Consider the following 15816-nt stretch of genomic DNA (forward strand, 5'->3'; position numbering starts at 1 on the left):
CACCTTGCGGGTGGTACTCGCCGGCCAGCAACCGGGCCTTGAGGATCGGCCAATACTGTTTCGTGTAGTGCGCCAGTTGCTCCACCGTCATGCCATCGGCACCCGGTGCGCCCTTGTTGCTGACCACACGTTGATACGCACGTCTGAGGTTGGCGGGTGCAAGCACTCGCTCCATCAGCGTGTCCGGCTCCGCGTTCGTCCACGTCACAAACGCCGTCGATACCTGTGCGCTGTCAGCCGTCATCCTCGAATTCTGTCCAGGACTCGGAGTCACAGTCTTCTCTGGGAGAAATTTCTGCATTTCGATATTCAACGAGACTCTGACGCCTACCGGCGGCACAACCTGTTCGGCCCTTGGTGACGCGGTTAACCGCCACTTACTACGGCTTCGGCTGACTTCTACACGTTCATCCCGTCGCCTCTCGACGCTCGGTAGCACACTGGCAAACGGGCAGATCTCCCAGGGTAATTCGCGCGACCTTCCTGCTTATGCCTGTCGGATCTACGTCACAGCGTTCCGTGCAAGTATCGGGCTTTGAAGATATTGGCCTTCTTACCCCGCTGTGCCGCCTAATCCGCTTCCTGTTCGTCAGGCCAGCATTTTGCCTCGGGCTTCCTTCAGATTCGCAGTCGCCCGCGACACCCTTGCCTCTGGCTAACACTTCCCCTTGCCGGGTGTGTAGAGGACTTGCACCTCCAAGTCACCAGCGTGACCACCACAGCCAAGCTGGTTGCGCTTGCGCGCAACGCGCCATGCCTGGCGCACCAAAAAAAACGGCGCGCCGACCAAGCGCACCGTAAAACCGTAGAACACCCAACGAGGTTCGGTAAAACAATCAGTCCAGCAGTGCCAAGGCCTCGGCGGTGCATTCCTGAATGCGGGCCCAGTCGCCGTTCTTGATCCATTCAGGATCAAGCATCCAGCTTCCGCCCACGCACATCACGTTTTTCAACGCCATGTAGCTCTTGATGTTGGCCGGGCTCACGCCGCCGGTCGGGCAGAATTTCACTTCGCCGAACGGGCCACCCAAGGCCTTGATAGCCGCGACGCCGCCGCTGACTTCGGCCGGGAACAGTTTGAAGCGGCGATAGCCCAGGCTGTAGCCTTCCATGATGCCCGAGGCGTTGCTGATGCCGGGCAGCAGCGGGATAGGGCTGTAGACGCTGGCCTCGAGCAGATCACGGGTGATGCCCGGAGTGACGATGAACTGCGAACCGGCAGCCTCGGCGGCGTCCAGCATGTGACGGTCGAGCACCGTGCCGGCACCGGTCACCAGTTCCGGACGCTGCTCGCGCAGCACCTGGATGGCCTTGAGGCCGTATTGGGAACGCAGTGTCACTTCCAGCGCCGTCAGGCCACCGGCAGCCAGGGCATCGGCCAATGGCAGGATGTCCTGTTCACGGGCGATGGTGATCACCGGCAGGATCCGCGCCTTGGCGCAGAGGCTGTCGATCAGGGCAACTTTGTCCGCCATGGAAACGGTCGGGGATGGGTTTGTCATAGCGGCTGATCCTTGGTTCATGGGCACCAGTAAATCTCTAACGTAGGTTGCAAGAACGCGCGGATCGGCATTTTGGCGACATCGTCACCTGCCACCGCGGCGTTCAAGGTGGTCAATTTCGACTGACCGGAAATCGACAGCACTTTGTGTTGCGCCGAAGCCAGCAAGGCGCGGCTCATGGTCAAGCGCTGGTGCGGCACGGTCGGCGCCAGCATCGGCCAGCAACGACGTGTGCCATTGGCGTCCAGTGCCTGGGCCAGGTTCGGGCTGCCAGGGAACAGCGAGGCGGTGTGTCCGTCATCGCCCATGCCCAAGACCAGCACGTCGATGGGCGGCAGCTCGGCCAGCAAGCGATCCGCCTGTTCGGCAGCCGCTTCCAGGTTGCTGCTGGCGCTGTAGAGGCTCAGGAACTGGGCCTTGGCCGCCGCGCCTTGCAGCAGGTAACGCTTGAGCAGGCCGGCGTTGCTGTCGGCGTGTTCAACCGGTACCCAGCGCTCATCGGCCAGGCTGACCACCACTTTGGACCAGTCCAGCGCCTGCTTGGCCAGGTGCTGGAAAAACGCCACCGGGCTGCGGCCACCGGAGACCACCAGGGTCGCCGCACCGCGCGCGTCGATTGCATTGCGCAACTGCTCGGCCACGTTCAGCGCCAGGCCTTCGGCCAGCACCACCGGGTTCTTGAACTCATGGGCGCTAACGCCCTGCGGCAGTTTCAATTCAGATATCGCCATACCATGACCTCCCATCCCGCGTGATCAGTGCAATGGAGCTCATCGGCCCCCAGGACCCAGCCGCATACGGCTTGGGCGCATCGCCGGATTTCTTCCATCCGGCGATCAACTGGTCACACCACGTCCACGCGGCTTCAATTTCATCTTTACGGACAAACAGGTTCTGATTGCCGTTCATGACTTCCAGCAACAACCGCTCGTAGGCATCGGGAATACGTGCGCTGCGATAGGTATCGGAGAAGTTGAGTTGCAACGGACCGCTGCGCAATTGCATGCCCTTGTCCAGGCCTTGCTCCTTGGTCATCACGCGCAAGGAAATCCCTTCGTCCGGTTGCAGGCGGATGATCAGTTTGTTGCTGATCTGCAGGCGCTGCTCGGGAGCGAAGATGTAGTGGGACGGCTCCTTGAAGTGAATGACGATCTGCGACAGTTTCTGCGGCATGCGCTTGCCGGTGCGCAGGTAAAACGGCACCCCGGCCCAACGCCAGTTGCGGATGTCGGCGCGTAGGGCGACGAACGTCTCGGTGTCGCTCTGGGTGTTGGAGTTGGGTTCTTCGAGGTAGCCAGGCACCGACTTGCCCTCGCTGTGGCCGGCGATGTACTGGCCGCGCACCACCTGGGTGGTCAGGCCTTCCGGGCTGATCGGCGCCAGGGCCTTGAGCACCTTGACCTTCTCGTCACGGATGCTGTCGGCAGACAAGTCGGCCGGTGGGTCCATGGCGATCAGGCACAGCAACTGCAACAGGTGGTTCTGGATCATGTCCCGCAGTTGGCCAGCCTTGTCGAAATAGCCCCAGCGACCTTCGATACCGACCTTCTCGGCCACGGTGATTTCCACGTGGGAAATGTAGTTCTGGTTCCACTGGGTTTCGAACAGGCTGTTGGCAAACCGCAGCGCGATCAGGTTCTGGACCGTCTCTTTACCCAGGTAATGGTCGATGCGATAGGTACGGTTTTCCGGGAAAAACTGCGCCACGGCGTCGTTGACCTTGCGCGAAGACTCCAGGTCCGAGCCGATGGGTTTCTCCAGCACGACACGGGTGTTTTCGCTCAAGCCAACCTTCGCCAGGTTCTCGCAGATCGCCCCATACACCGCCGCTGGGGTGGCGAAATAGGCAATGACCTGTTGGGTCGAACCGACTGCTTCGGCCAAGGCGACGTAATCGTCGGCCTTGAGGAAATCCACGTGCAGGTAGGTCAATCGTGCCAGGAAGCGCTCGAGTACGGCTTCGTCCAGGTCTTTTTCACCGACGTAGCGACGCAGTTCGGCGGCGATGAACGCCAGGTGCTGCTGCTCGCCGCCGGGTTCACGGGCCAGCGCAATGATTCGCGTGTCCTCGTGCAACAATTGGGCGCCATCGAGCTGATACAGGGCAGGAAAGAGCTTGCGCAAGGCCAGATCGCCCAACGCGCCGAACAAGGCAAAGGTGCACGGTTCAACCGTAATCGAAGGCATGATGTTTGTTCTTTTATCAAGTTAAACTACAAATACCTTTTTTCAAGGTATCACTCAAGGAAAAATGTAGTAATAACCACAACATTTTTCGAAAACACCGATTCCGAGTGGTGGTCCGTCGGAGCCATCAGTAGGATAGGCCACCGCAAAGGGTCGTATCAAAGACCCGTCTTCCTAGGAATCTTGTATGGACCGCGTGCGAAATTTACTGGAACAGATCCAGAGTCGCCTTGAAGACCTGAACAAGGCCGAACGCAAGGTGGCCGAGATCATCCTGCTCAACCCGCAGCAGGCGACCCGCTTCAGCATCGCCGCCCTCGCCCAGGCGGCTTCGGTGAGTGAACCGACCGTCAACCGTTTCTGCCGCTCGTTCGGCGTCAGCGGTTACCCGGAACTCAAGCTGCAACTGGCCCAAAGCCTGGCCAGCGGCGCTGCTTATGTGAGCCGTGCGGTGGAAGCCGACGACAACCCGGAAGCCTATACCCGGAAAATCTTTGGCAGTGCCATTGCCTCATTGGACAGCGCCTGCCAGGCCCTTGATCCCAATTTGATCAGTCGCGCCGTGGACCTGCTGATCCAGGCCCGGCAGATCCACTTCTTCGGTCTCGGCGCCTCCGCCCCGGTAGCGTTGGATGCCCAGCACAAGTTTTTCCGCTTCAACCTGGCAGTGACCGCGCACGCCGACGTACTGATGCAGCGCATGATCGCGTCCGTGGCCCATACCGGTGAACTGTTCGTGATCATTTCCTACACCGGTCGTACTCGTGAGCTGGTGGAAGTGGCGCGCATCGCCCGGGAAAACGGCGCGTCGGTGCTGGGCCTGACCGCCGAAGGCTCGCCACTGGCCAAGGCCAGCACCTTGAGCCTGAACATCCCCCTGCCAGAAGACACTGATATCTATATGCCGATGACCTCACGGATCATCCAGCTCACCGTACTGGACGTGCTCGCCACCGGCATGACCCTGCGTCGGGGCGTGGACTTCCAGCCGCATCTGCGCAAGATCAAGGAAAGTTTGAACGCCAGCCGTTATCCGGTTGGGGATGAGTTCAACTGAACCGATCCAGAAGCCTCGCTGCCTGATCGTTCCCACGCTCCACGTGGGAATGCCTCAAGGGACGCTCTGCGTCCAGTGACGCGGAGCGTCACGGGCTGCATCCCCACGCGGAGCGTGGGAACGATCCAGAGTTAAGCCCCCACCCACGCCTGCAAACTCAGGTGCGCCCGCTCCCCCGGCGCCAGGCACAGGCTGTCGGTGCCGCCACTGGCCGCTTCGACGCAGACGAATTCACTGACCTCATCCCAACTCACCCCCAGCAACGGCCGCGCGCCGGGATGCCAGACCACGGTGTCGGCGCTGTCGCCGGTGTCGATGCACAATTCGCGCTGCCAGGCGTGGTCCTTGAGCTGCAATTGCCCCTCATGCTGGAATACCCGCTGGCAGCCACCCTCGACCCGCAACTCGCCTTCCTGCTGGCAAACCGCACGGCTCAACTGGTCGTAGCCCTGTGCGCCCTCCAGCCCAGACAGCGCTACCTCACCGACATCACCGATACGCCAATAGGCGTGCAAGGCCTGGCTCAACTGGCATGGCAGGCTGTCCTGGTGCTCGGTGCTCAAGCGCAGCTCCATCCGCTCACCCAGGTCTGCATGCAAGTCCACTTGCCAGTCGCACAGTTGCAGTTGCCAGTGCAAATGCACACCGTTTTCATCGCTGTGGCTGTCGAGCAGTTTCCACTCGATCAACCGCGCCCAGCCGTGGGACGGCCAGGCGTTTTCGCTGGGATGGCGGCCATACCAAGGCCAGCACACCGGTACCCCACCGCGTATCGCACCGACTTGCGGCCACTTGGCCGCACACCACAACCAGGGCTTCTGGCCTTTGGGCTGAAAATGCAGCAACTGTGCGCCCTGGCGACTGAACACCGCCTGGCACAACGGGTGGTCGATCACCAACACATCGCGCTGCCGATAGCGCTCCCACGCGAACACCGGGCGTTCGCGCAAGGATCTGAAAAAGCGTTGTAGCGGATGCTCATGCATGGGCCGCGGTCCTGGAGATCATTGAATACTCAACTGGATGATGCACACTTTTGTGGCGAGGGGATTTATCCCCGCTGGGGCGCGCAGCGGCCCTGAAACTGGCAACTCAGTGCATCAGGTTACTGGTTGGGGACTGCTTCGCAGTCCAGCGGGGATAAATCCCTCGCCACAGGGTTCTGCTCCAGCCAAGCACTTCACAAAAAAAAGCGGACAGCCTTGGCCGTCCGCAAATATGCGCACATAGAGAGGAGCTTATCGCAACAGCGTTAGAACACCGACTGAATTTTCAGGCCGGCCACCAGCGCGTTGTCGACTTCATCCACACCACCTGGGTGAGTGATGTATTGCAGGTTGGGACGCACGGTCAGCCAGTTGGTGACGTGGATGCCGTAGTTGAGCTCGTAGTTGTACTCAGTGTCACGCAACGGCGCGAACAGCGGATCGTTGTAGTCGCTGACACCATTGGCCGCGTTGGTCAGCTCGGCGTTTTTCTTCACGTCATCGTTGACATGGATGCGGGAGAAACCGATGCCGATGTCATCTTTTGGACGCGCATCGAATGGCCCCTTGTACACGAACATCAGCGACTGGTAGTTGTCGACGATGTTGGTGTCCTTATCGTGGAAGGTCGCGTTGGCGGCGATGTTCAGGCCGCGGGACGCGTCACCGTTGTGCGTGGTCAGTTGTTGCTGTGCCACGAACCAGTAGCCGTGCTTGCTATCGTGGCTGCGATAGGCGTTAAGGGTGGTCGCGGCATCGTCACCGTTGTCGTCTTCACGGACGTCATTGGCATCGGCCGTGCTCTTGTAGTAACCCACACGGTACTCACCCGGCAGGTTGTTGACCTTCGGCGACCAGACCAATTCGACCGGAATCACGGTGCCCTTGGTACCACTGCCGCTGAGTTTGAAGCCGTTGCCGTGTTCCAGTTGCGAGGGGTTCTGGTTGTATGCGCCGATCTGCGCATAGAACTCAGGCGTGAGGTTGTACTTCACGCGGATCGCGGCCTGGCTGACGGGCCAGTTGTACCAGATGCCGGTCGCCCAGTTACCCACTTGGGAACCGCAGAAGGCCAGGTTCTGGAATTCACAAGGGAAGGTGTTGAAGTCTTCGCCTTCGCCGAAGTAGCCGGCCTTGACGTCCAGCTTGCCGTCGAGGAACTGGTGCTTGATCCACAACTGGGTCAGACGGACCATGTGGCCACGGCCGTAGACTTCCTGGGAAGAACTCAAGGTGCCGGCACGCGGGTCGCCGACACGGTCGTTGGAAATGTTTTCACCGTTACGGTTGGTGAGCTGGATCTTGGCCTGGGTGTTATCCCAACCCCACAGCTTTTCCAGGTCCAGCGCCACGCCCAGGCCAAACTGGTCGGAATAACGCGCGGTCTTGTCGTTGTTGTAGCCGCCATGCAGGTTGCCACCGACTTCACCGACGTAGTCGGCCTTGATGTCGATACCCTGCTCGATCAGCTCGGTACGCTTACCACCCCAGTCACCCGTCATCCACGGCGAATCGGCGCTGAAGGCGTCGGCAGCCTGTGCGCTACCGGCCAGCATCATCGCCGCAACGGCTGACAACTGGCAGATAAGCTGGGCGTTATTTTTCTTCTTCATCCCTACATCCTCGTCTTTATTGTTATTAACTGTTTTTATCTAACGCGGTTTACAACGATTGCGGCGGGTGGTCCCCCACTCACCGCATACTCCTTCTTTGTGGGAGCACGTTGACTCCCTCATTTGTTCTTCATCGGCCTTTGAACTGCGCCACGTTCGCCGACCGAGCATCGGCTTGCGGCTGGCCAGCCACGCCCAGGCGTTCACCGGACTGCGCGTCGAACAGCAGCACCTTCGACGGATCGAATTGCAGCGTCAGGGTTTCCCCCGGCTGCGGTGCCACGTCCGGCGCCAGGCGGCAGCAGACCTTGGTGTCGTTGAGATTGACGAACACCAGGGTGTCCGGCCCGGTGGGCTCGGTGACCTGGACTTCGGCGCGAATGGTCGGCAAGCCGTTGGGCTCGCTGCCTGCCAGCATGATCTGCTCCGGGCGCATGCCCAGGATCACTTCACGGTCTTCCAGGCCGGCGTCCTGCATGCCCATCGGCAGTTCACAACGGGCCTGGCCGCTGTCGAGCAGCGCCAGCAGGCGACCGTCCTTGCGTTGCAGGCGCAGCGGGATGAAGTTCATCGGTGGCGAACCGATGAAGCTCGCCACGAACAGGTTGGCCGGGTTGGTGTAGATGTCTTTCGGCGTACCGAACTGCTGGATGATCCCGTCCTTCATCACCGCCACTTTGTCGCCCAGGGTCATGGCTTCGATCTGGTCGTGGGTCACGTAGACCGTGGTGGTCTTCAGGCGCTGGTGCATCAGTTTCATTTCGGTACGCATCTCGACCCGCAGCTTGGCGTCGAGGTTGGACAGCGGTTCGTCGAACAGGTAGATCTTCGGCCGCCGCGCCAGCGCCCGGCCCATGGCCACGCGCTGTTGCTGGCCGCCGGAAAGCTGGCCGGGCTTGCGATTGAGCAGGTGTTCGATCTGCAGCAGCTTGGCCACGCGGGTGACTTCTTCGTCGATGGCGGCCTGGTTCATCTTGCGGATTTTCAGACCGAACTCGATGTTCTCGCGCACGCTCATGGTCGGGTACAGCGCGTAGGACTGGAACACCATGGCGATGTCGCGATCTTTCGGGCTCATGCCGCTGACATCCTGGTCGCCGATCATGATCGCGCCGCCAGTGATGGTCTCGAGGCCGGCGATGCAGTTCATCAGCGTCGACTTGCCACAGCCCGAAGGTCCGACCAGGATCAGGAACTCACCGTCCTTGATCGACAACTCGATGTTCTTCAGGGTGTCCGGCAGGCCGGCACCATAGGTCTTGTTTACGTTGCGAAGTTCAAGCGTTGCCATGATTACCCCTTGACTGCGCCGGCCGTCAGACCGCGCACGAAATACTTGCCTGCGACCACATAGACCAGCAGGGTCGGCAGCCCGGCGATCATCGCCGCCGCCATATCAACGTTGTATTCCTTGGCCCCGGTACTGGTGTTGACCAAGTTGTTCAGCGCCACCGTGATGGGCTGCGAATCGCCACTGGAAAACACCACGCCGAACAGGAAGTCGTTCCAGATCTGCGTGAACTGCCAGATCAGGCAGACCATGATGATCGGGGTGGACATCGGCAGGATGATCCGCCGGAAAATGGTGAAGAAACCCGCACCGTCCAACCGCGCAGCTTTGACCAGCGCGTCGGGAATGCTGACGTAGTAATTACGGAAGAACAGCGTGGTGAACGCCAGGCCATAGACCACGTGCACGAACACCAGGCCCGTGGTGGTACTGGCCAGGCCCATCTTGCCGAGGGTGAACGAGGCCGGCAGCAGGACGGTCTGGAACGGCAGGAAGCATCCGAACAGCAACAGGCCGAAGAACAACTGCGAGCCGCGAAAGCGCCACATCGACAACACGTAGCCGTTCAATGCACCGATCGCGGTGGAGATCAGCACCGCCGGGACGGTGATCTTGATCGAGTTCCAGAAGTAGCCGTCCACCGTGGCCCAGGCCTTGACCCAACCGATGCCGCTGACCACGGTCGGCCAGCTCAGCAGGTTGCCGGTGCTGATGTCTTCCGGCGTCTTGAAGCTGGTCAACAACATGACCACCAACGGCACCAGGTAAAGCAATACGGCGAGGATCAGCACCGCGTAGATGGCGATGCGACTCAGGCTGATGGAAGGTTTGGCAGCGAGACTAGTCATGACGCTTGGTCCTCAGCTCGGAGTACAGGTAAGGCACGATGATTGCGAGGATCGCACCGAGCATCAGGATTGCACTGGCCGAGCCCATGCCCATCTGGCCGCGACTGAAGGTGAAGGAATACATGAACATTGCTGGCAGGTCGGAGGAATAACCCGGGCCACCGGCCGTCATCGCGGCCACCAGGTCGAAGCTCTTGATCGCGATATGCGCCAGGATCATCACGGCGCTGAAGAACACCGGGCGCAGGCTTGGCAGCACCACTTTCCAGTAGATGCGCGGCATGCTCGCGCCATCGATCTGCGCGGCACGGATGATCGATTGATCGACACCCCGCAGGCCGGCCAGGAACATCGCCATGATGAAGCCCGAGGCCTGCCACACCGCAGCGATCACCAGGCAGTACACCACGCGATCCGGGTCGATCAGCCAATCCAGGCGGAAGCCTTCCCAACCCCAGTCACGCAACAATTTGTCCAGGCCCATGCCCGGGTTGAGCAGCCATTTCCAGGCTGTACCGGTGACGATCATCGAGAGCGCCATCGGGTAAAGGTAAATCGTGCGGATAAACCCTTCGCGACGAATGCGCTGGTCAAGGAACACCGCCAGCAACACGCCGATCACCAGGGTGATACCGATGAACAGGCCGCCGAACAGTGCCAGGTTCTTGCTCGCCACCCACCAGCGATCGTTGTCCATCAGCCGGGCATATTGCGCCAGGCCTGCCCATTTGTAGTTCGGCAGGAACGTCGAAGTGGTGAACGACAGGACGAACGTCCACAAGATATAGCCATAGAAGCCCACCAGGACGATGAACATGCTCGGCGCCAGCACCAGTTTCGGGAGCCAGCGCTGCAATGCATCGAACGGCGAGGCCTTGCTGAACACAGCAACAGAACTCATGGGAAGATCCAAAACAAGGTTACAAGGGCATCCCTTTGTGGGAGCGAGCTCTGTGGCGAGGGGATTTATCCCCGATCGGCTGCGAAGCAGCCGCAAAGCCATTGCATGCGGTGTTTCTGACACTCCGCCATTGCGACTTTTCGGGGCCGCTGCGCGACCCATCGGGGCGGTGCGACGTTTCGCTAAATCCCCTCACCACAAAAGCTCGCTCCCACAAGGGAAGCGGCGCTAATTACTTCGCGGACTGAACCGCTGCGCCCAGTTTCTTGGCAGCATCGGCCGGGTCGGCTTTCGGGTCGTTGATGTAGTTGGTCACCACGTCAAAGAACGCACCCTGTACCGCCAACGTGGTCGCCATGTTGTGCGCCATGCTCGGTTGCAGGCCGCCCGTCTTGGCGTCTGTCAGGAAGTCCTTGGCAGCGGTCTGGGCACAGGAATCGAAACCGTACTTGGCCATGTCGCCGAGCATGTCGTTACGAACCGGGATCGAGCCTTTGTTGATGCTGAAGACTTTCTGGAAGTTCTCGCCCAACACGACCTTGGCGATGTCCTGCTGACCGGCCGCAGTGCCTTTGTCTTTCTGCTTGAACACCGCCAGGGAGTCGATGTTGTAGGTGAAGGCCTTGTCGGTGCCCGGGAAGGCCACGCACTCGTAGTCCTTGCCGGCGACTTTCTTCGCCGCGGTCCACTCGCTCTTGGCCCAGTCACCCATGATCTGCATGCCGGCCTTGCCGTTGATGACCTTGGCCGCTTCCAGGTTCCAGTCCTGGCCCTTGCCGTCGGCGTCCATGTAGGTCGCGACTTTCTTCAGCTCCGTCAGCGCCTTGACCATTTCCGGACCGGTCAGCGCCTTGTTGTCCAGGTCGACCAGAGCTTTCTTGTAGCCATCAGCGCCCATGACCGAGAGCACCACGGCTTCGAATACGGTGCTGTCCTGCCAAGGCTGGCCACCGTGGGCGAGCGGAATGAAGCCCGCGGCCTTGAGCTTGTCGCCGGCTGCATAGAATTCTTCGAGGGTGGTCGGGTTCTTGGTGATGCCGGCTTTCTTGAAGACTTCCGGGTTGATCCACAGCCAGTTGACGCGGTGGATGTTCACCGGCACGGCGACGTAGTCACCGTCGTACTTCACGGTATCGGAGACTTTTTTGTCGAGCAGGCTGTCCCACTTCTCGGCCTTGGCAACATCTTTCAGGATGTCGGTGTCGAGCAGCCCGGTGGACGCCCATTCCTGGATGTCCGGGCCCTTGATCTGGGCGACGCCCGGTGGGTTGCCGGCCACGGCACGGCTCTTGAGCACAGTCATGGCAGTGGAACCGCCACCACCGGCGACAGCGCCGTCCTTCCAGGTAAAGCCGTCTTTTTCTACCTGGGCCTTGAGCACATCGACCGCGGCTTTTTCACCACCCGACGTCCACCAGTGGACGACTTCCACGGAACCTTTGGATTCGGCGGCAAGGGTAGTGACAGGGAAGGCTGCGACGGGAAGCAGGGAAGCAAGAGAAATGACAGTAGCGAGGCGAGAAATCGCATTCATCTAGAATTACCTTTCTTGTTGTTATGCATGCAAGTCTGGAGCTTGCGCTGCATGGATTCTAATCAGAGGGAATCCCTTCGCAGGTAACGAAGGGACGTGCAAATGTCACGACATGGTTACACAGGCGAAGGACTGGATAACCGCGCCAGGGCTGACGCCATGCTCGGTGCCAGGGGCAGGCGCGGAATCAAGACCGCCTGCCAGGCGTGATACAGATCCGGCTTGCCCGGCCAGATATCGGCGCTGGGGCAATTTTGCGGATCGAGTTCGTGATGCCAGCTGCCGTTGCAGCGATCGATGAAATGTTTGTCACAGAACTCCCAGAAGCGCCGATACCAGGCTTCGTACTTCGCCTCGTCGGTGCGCTTGAGCAAGGCGCTGGCAGCGGCCGCCGCTTCGGCGTGGACCCAATGCAGCCGATGGCGAACCACCGCGCGGTTGTCCCAATCCAGGGTGTAGACAATGCCCGGCGCTCCGTCGACGCCCCAGCCGTGGCAGCAGTTCTGATCGAAGAGTTTTTGTGCGTCCTGGGCCAGCCAACCCGGGGTCAGCATGCCGATCTGGACGCGCGCCGCTTCAAGGTGCAGCAGCAGTCGCGCCCATTCGAAACCGTGGCCAGGTGTGGTGCCGTAGGGACGGAAACCATCGGCAGGATTGTCCTGGTTATACTCGCGCAGCGGCTGCCAGTGGCGATCGAAATGCTCCACCACCAGGTAGTCGTTGGCGGCGGCATGGCCGTGGATCACCCGTTCGACGATGTGCAGGGCGCGAGCCAGCCAGCGTGGGTCGTCGGTGGCATCGGCCAGGGCCAGGAACGCTTCGGTGGCGTGCATGTTGCTGTTGGCGCCGCGATAGGCCTCTTCCTCAGTCCAGTCGCGGTTGAAGGATTCGCGCAGCGCCCCCTCTTCTTCGCTCCAGAAATGCTCATCGATGATCCGCACCGCTTCGTCCAGCAATGCCTGGGCGCCGGGCCGCTGGGCCACCACCGCGGAACTGGCCGCCAGGGCGACGAAGGCATGCAGGTAGGCGGCTTTGCCCGCGCCATCTTCATCAGGCCGTGTCGTGGCAAACCAGCCACCGTGCTCGGCGTCGTGCAAGGGGCCGCTCAGCGCCTGGACGCCGTGGTCCACCAGCTCGGCAAACCCCGGCAGACCCTGGATGTGGGCCATGGCAAAGCTGTGGGTCATGCGCGCGGTGTTCATGGTTTCGGCCCGGGCATTGGCCGGCAGGCGCCCCAGCTCGTCCAGGTTGCCAAAGCCGTCCGGCAGCTTCGATGCCTTGGCGAACGCCAGCAGCCGCAAGCCTTCGTCGGCAAGCCATTGCTGGTGGGCAGGGGCGTTCAGCCAACTGCTGAAGGCCGGTTGGAAGGTGTCCATTGGGTGGTACCTTTTTTTGTTGTTTTGACGCAGGGAGTCTAAACAAGGGATGAGGAGTGGCAGGTAACGAAAGGGGCGCGTTATGTCACCGACTTGTGACATAACCCTGAGTGATGATCGTTCCCACGCTCCGCGTGGAAATGCAGCCCGGGACGCTCTGCGTCCCCTTTAAAGCCGAACGCGGAGCGTCCGTTGAGGCATCCCCTCGCAGAGCATGGGAACGATCAGTCAACGAGGTCCGCTATTCCACACTCCGAGGCAATTGGAGGGTCACCCGCAACCCACCCTCGCGCAAGTTCTGCAAGCTCACTTCGCCGCCATGGCTGTGGGCGATGTTGCGGGCGATGCCCAGGCCCAGGCCATAGCCCTGCTGTTGCCCGGCCAGGCGGAAGTGCGGTTCGAAGACTTGCTCCAGGCGCTGTTCCGGCACGCCGGGGCCTTCGTCGTCGACGTGCAGGATGAAGGCGGTTTCATCGTCATCGATGTGCAGGTGGGCGTTCTGTCCGTATTTCAAGGCGTTGTCGATCAGGTTGCCGATGCAGCGTTTGAGGGCCAGCGGCTTGCCGGGATACGGCGCCAGCGCCCGGCCATCCTGGGTCACCCGGCCGTTGCCGTTGGGCGCCAGGTAAGGTTCGACCAAGCAATCGAGCACATGATTGAGGTCCACCGGTTCGATATTTTCGTGGATGTCGGTGTCCTTGACGCATTGCAGCGCACCTTTGACCAGCAGTTCCAATTCATCCAGGTCACGACCGAACTTGGCCTGCAGGTTCTCGTCTTCCAACAGCTCGACCCGCAGCCGCAATCGGGTGATCGGTGTGCGCAAGTCGTGGGAAATCGCGCTGAATAGCTGGCTGCGTTCCGTCAGGTAACGGCTGATGCGTTCGCGCATGGCATTGAACGCCCGCCCCACTTCCACCACTTCGCTGCCGCCGCCCTCGGCCACCGGCTCCACTTCGGCGCCCAGGGACATGTCCCGCGCGGCCCGGGCCAAACGCTTGAGCGGTCGGCTCTGCCAGTGCACCAGCAAACCGATGAACAGCAACAACAAACTGCTGGTGAGCACGATGAAACCGACCTGTTGCTTGGGCAGGTCCTGCTCTTCAAGGCTGGTGTAGGGTTCGGGCAGCAGCGAGGCGATGTACAGCCATTCCCCCGGCGCCATCTGGATCTGCGTGACCAGCACCGGCGGGTTCACCGGTTCCAGGGTCAAGGCGTAGTGAGCCCACGAACGGGGCAGTTCATCGAGTTTGAGCCCAGCGTTGAAAATTCGCAGGTCGTCGGGGCTGACAAAATTCACCGATATGTCGGTGTTACTGCCCAACGACCGGCGCAACACATCGTCCACCGCCTTGAGCACCGCCAGTTTGCGCGGCGTGACCGGCAGCACGTCCATGCCCAGGGGTTTGTCGTTGAGCGTGACGACAAATCGCGTACCGCCCATGCTGCGCAACTGGTCCAGCACCAATGGCCGGTATGCCACCGGCAGCGAACGCAAATAACTGACACTGGCGGTCATCGAATGGGCCAGGCTACGGGCACTGGTGACCAGGCCTTCGAGCTGAGTGGCGCGCAACTGCGAGACCCAGATCAGGCTGGACAAGGTCTGGGCGAACAGCACCACCAGCAAGGTCAGCAGCAGCATCCGTCCCAGCAGCGAACGCGGTACTGGCACCCGTCGGGCGACTTTTTTGATCCAGTCAATGACCATTGCTGGCAACCACACTGGCCGCCAACTGATAACCGCTGCCACGCACCGTGCGAATCAGCCGCGGCGGCTTGTCGGTGTCACGCAAGCGCTGACGCAGACGACTAACCGCCATGTCGACGATCCGGTCCAGGGGCATCAGCTCACGACCGCGGGTCGCACTGCCGATGGTGTCGCGGTCGAGGATTTCCTGGGGATGATCGAGAAACAGCTTGAGCAGGGCGAAATCGGCCCCGGAGAGGATCACCTCTTCACCGTCGGTGTGGAACAGTCGATGACTGACCATGTCCAGCCGCCATTCATCGAAGGCCAGCACTTCGCCGACGGGGCGCTCCTGGCCAAATTGAGCGCGGCGCAGCAGTGCCTTGATGCGCGCCTGCAATTCACGCGGACTGAAGGGCTTGCCCAGGTAATCATCGGCGCCCAATTCGAGGCCGATGACCCGGTCGGCTTCGTCGGAACTGGCGGTGAGCATGATGATGGGCACATGAGCCTGGCGTGGGTGCTGGCGAACCCAGCGGCATAGGCTGAAGCCGTCTTCATCGGGCAGCATCACATCGAGGATCACCAGGTCGCTCGGCGCATCGTTCAGCGCCTGGCGAAACCCGGCGCCATCAGGCGTGGTCCGCACCTGGAAACCCGCACGGCTGAGGTAGGTGTCCAGCAGTTCGCGAATCTCCTGGTCGTCGTCGACCAACAAAATCGATTTGTTTACTGAACTCACGGGCCTCGTCCTTGTTGTTTGGATTGGGGCGATTATGCCTGATGGACAAGGCCTACAAATACACTGCAAAAACTCTGTGGGAGCGGGCT

At 60.9% G+C, this 15816-nt stretch carries 13 protein-coding genes and 1 pseudogene; 1 reads left to right on the forward strand and 13 read right to left on the reverse strand.

The annotated features are described in order from the left end of the window. From BT116_RS28075 to zwf, 4 genes and pseudogenes are all read right to left on the reverse strand, one after another. A pseudogene (locus BT116_RS28075) lies at positions 1-340 on the reverse strand (group II intron reverse transcriptase/maturase); the annotation flags it as partial. Positions 341-836: 496 nt separating this feature from the next. Beyond that, complete coding sequence (locus BT116_RS28085; RefSeq protein ID WP_013692437.1) at positions 837-1502, reverse strand: bifunctional 4-hydroxy-2-oxoglutarate aldolase/2-dehydro-3-deoxy-phosphogluconate aldolase; 666 nt, start codon at positions 1500-1502, stop codon at positions 837-839. 17 nt (positions 1503-1519) lie between these two features. After that, on the reverse strand, positions 1520-2233 hold the full coding sequence (gene pgl / locus BT116_RS28090) for a 6-phosphogluconolactonase (protein WP_072348852.1): 714 nt from the start codon (positions 2231-2233) through the stop codon (positions 1520-1522). Beyond that, positions 2220-3689, reverse strand: a complete 1470-nt coding sequence (gene zwf / locus BT116_RS28095; RefSeq protein ID WP_072348854.1) for a glucose-6-phosphate dehydrogenase — start codon at positions 3687-3689, stop codon at positions 2220-2222. The genes pgl and zwf overlap by 14 nt, the downstream gene beginning before the upstream one ends. A gap of 196 nt (positions 3690-3885) precedes the next feature. Between zwf and BT116_RS28100 the strand changes: the two genes are divergently transcribed. Next, on the forward strand, positions 3886-4746 hold the full coding sequence (locus BT116_RS28100) for a MurR/RpiR family transcriptional regulator (protein ID WP_170842276.1): 861 nt from the start codon (positions 3886-3888) through the stop codon (positions 4744-4746). A 131-nt stretch (positions 4747-4877) separates the two neighbouring features. On the opposite strand, the gene BT116_RS28105 is transcribed toward BT116_RS28100, so the two are convergent. From BT116_RS28105 to BT116_RS28145, 9 genes are all read right to left on the reverse strand, one after another. Then, a complete protein-coding gene (locus tag BT116_RS28105; RefSeq protein WP_072348856.1) occupies positions 4878-5732 on the reverse strand; it encodes a D-hexose-6-phosphate mutarotase in 855 nt (284 codons plus the stop codon). A gap of 266 nt (positions 5733-5998) precedes the next feature. Continuing rightward, on the reverse strand, positions 5999-7345 hold the full coding sequence (locus tag BT116_RS28110) for a carbohydrate porin (protein WP_072348858.1): 1347 nt from the start codon (positions 7343-7345) through the stop codon (positions 5999-6001). Between the two features lie 130 nt (positions 7346-7475). Then, positions 7476-8636, reverse strand: coding sequence for an ABC transporter ATP-binding protein (locus BT116_RS28115; protein WP_072348860.1), 1161 nt, complete (start codon positions 8634-8636; stop codon positions 7476-7478). Between the two features lie 2 nt (positions 8637-8638). Continuing rightward, positions 8639-9484 carry a carbohydrate ABC transporter permease gene (locus BT116_RS28120; RefSeq protein ID WP_003198539.1) on the reverse strand — a complete coding sequence of 282 codons (846 nt, stop codon included), beginning with the start codon at positions 9482-9484 and terminating at the stop codon, positions 8639-8641. After that, a complete protein-coding gene (locus tag BT116_RS28125) occupies positions 9477-10385 on the reverse strand; it encodes a carbohydrate ABC transporter permease (RefSeq protein ID WP_003198535.1) in 909 nt (302 codons plus the stop codon). Before BT116_RS28125 ends, BT116_RS28120 begins: the two co-directional genes overlap by 8 nt. A 232-nt stretch (positions 10386-10617) precedes the next feature. After that, positions 10618-11919 (reverse strand): ABC transporter substrate-binding protein, encoded by a 1302-nt coding sequence (locus BT116_RS28130; RefSeq protein WP_072348862.1) that lies wholly within the window; start codon positions 11917-11919, stop codon positions 10618-10620. A gap of 116 nt (positions 11920-12035) precedes the next feature. Beyond that, on the reverse strand, positions 12036-13295 hold the full coding sequence (locus tag BT116_RS28135) for a D-mannose isomerase (RefSeq protein ID WP_072348864.1): 1260 nt from the start codon (positions 13293-13295) through the stop codon (positions 12036-12038). A gap of 241 nt (positions 13296-13536) precedes the next feature. Then, positions 13537-15006: an ATP-binding protein gene (locus BT116_RS28140; protein ID WP_072348865.1), complete on the reverse strand. Its 1470-nt coding sequence runs from the start codon at positions 15004-15006 to the stop codon at positions 13537-13539. Beyond that, positions 14996-15727 carry a response regulator gene (locus BT116_RS28145; protein ID WP_072348867.1) on the reverse strand — a complete coding sequence of 244 codons (732 nt, stop codon included), beginning with the start codon at positions 15725-15727 and terminating at the stop codon, positions 14996-14998. The genes BT116_RS28140 and BT116_RS28145 overlap by 11 nt, the downstream gene beginning before the upstream one ends. Positions 15728-15816: the final 89 nt, after the last annotated feature.

Origin of the sequence: Pseudomonas sp. NFACC16-2 (assembly GCF_900119205.1) — a bacterium.
Classification (GTDB): domain Bacteria; phylum Pseudomonadota; class Gammaproteobacteria; order Pseudomonadales; family Pseudomonadaceae; genus Aquipseudomonas; species Aquipseudomonas fluorescens_Q.